The organism is Pleomorphomonas koreensis DSM 23070, from assembly GCF_000425185.1.
Taxonomy (GTDB): Bacteria; Pseudomonadota; Alphaproteobacteria; order Rhizobiales; family Pleomorphomonadaceae; genus Pleomorphomonas; species Pleomorphomonas koreensis.
Map to the genome: position 1 here is coordinate 1 of NZ_AULH01000071.1, position 1,486 is coordinate 1,486.

Annotated in this window: 1 protein-coding gene and 1 pseudogene; both read left to right on the plus strand. The window is 64.0% G+C overall.

Translation table 11 applies throughout. The annotated features are described in order from the left end of the window. The coding region (locus H512_RS0120090; protein ID WP_026784920.1) for an ABC transporter substrate-binding protein at positions 1–942 on the plus strand (942 nt) is incomplete at its 5' end. A gap of 150 nt (positions 943–1,092) precedes the next feature. Continuing rightward, positions 1,093–1,486, plus strand: a pseudogene (locus H512_RS0120095) (hypothetical protein); the annotation flags it as partial.

The window sequence follows — 1,486 nt, forward strand, 5'->3', positions numbered from 1 at the left end:
CAGTATCAGCCGAGCTGGCTCGACATGGGCACCAAGCCCGGTCCGGACGGCAAGCCGACCCTCGTCGGCATCTGGGAGCGCGTCAACGTCAAGAGCCTGGTCTGGTATCCCAAGAAGCCTTTCGAAGAAGCGGGCTACAAGGTTCCGACCAACTGGGACGAGATGGTCGCGCTTGAAAAGCAGATCATCGACGATGGCGACACGCCGTGGTGCATCGGCATCGAGTCCGGGGCGGCGACCGGTTGGCCGGCAACCGACTGGCTGGAAGAGATGATGCTGCGCACCGCCTCCGTGACGGACTACGACGCCTGGACCAGCGGCGAGCTCAAGTTCTCCTCGCCCCAGGTGAAGAAGGCGGCCGAGCAGGTCGGCGCGATCTTCCTTGGCGAGGGCATGGTCTACGGCGGCACCAAGGCCATCGTCTCGACATCGTTCGGCGACGCACCCGCTCCGATGTTCGCCGATCCCCCGAAGTGCTGGCTGCACAAGCAGGGCAACTTCATCACCAGCTTCTTCCCCAAGGACCGCGACCTGAAGCCGGGCGTCGACTACAGCTTCTTCTATCTGCCGGGGATTGATCCCGCCTATGGCAAGCCGGTGCTTGTCGGCGGCGACATCTGGTCGATGTTCAACGATCGGCCGGAAGTTCGCGCGGTCATGGCCTGGTTCGCCCGTGGCGAGCATCTCAAGAGCTGGCTTGCGTCCGGCGGCACCGTGTCGCCGCACAGCGATGCGAAGCTCGACTGGTACGGCAACGACATCGATCGGGGAGCTGCCGAAATCCTGGCCAACGCAACGGCCGTCCGCTTCGACGGCTCGGACCTGATGCCGGGCGAAGTCGGAGCCGGCTCGTTCTGGAAGGAAATGACTGCCTGGATCAGCGGCTCGGAAGACCTCGACACCGCCCTCAAGAACATCGACGCATCCTGGCCGAAGAACTGATCCCCGATCAGTTCAAGCCTCACCGCGACCAACGGCGCGGGACCATCAGGTCCCGCGTCAATCATCCCCACGACAGCGTGGGTTTGCCTGACGAGGTTCCCGATGTCGGAGATGACGAGCGCATTCGGGCGAGGACGCCCGGGCGGAGCATTGCGGCTTGTCGCCGCTCCCGCCGTCGCCGCTGCTGCCCTGTTGATGATCTGGTTCGGCTTCTTCCTCGTTCGCGACAGTCAACTGCCGCGTCTTCTCGTTGCCGTTCTGGCCGTCCTCGGCGCCGCCGTCGCAATCGCCATCCTCTACCGCGCTGTCGATGCCATCCTGCGGGAGCTGCCGCCCAGATGGGAACGACGGCTGCAGCCATTGCCGTTCATCGTTCCCGGCGTGGCCATGGTCGGCTACTTCGTCGCCTTGCCGATGGTTCGAACCTTCTACTCCAGCCTGTTCAACCGGGACGGCAGCATTTTCGTCGGTCTGGCCAACTACGTGACGGTGTTCACCGAGCCGTTCATGCTGGTGACCTTCCGCAACAACCTGCTGTGGCTGG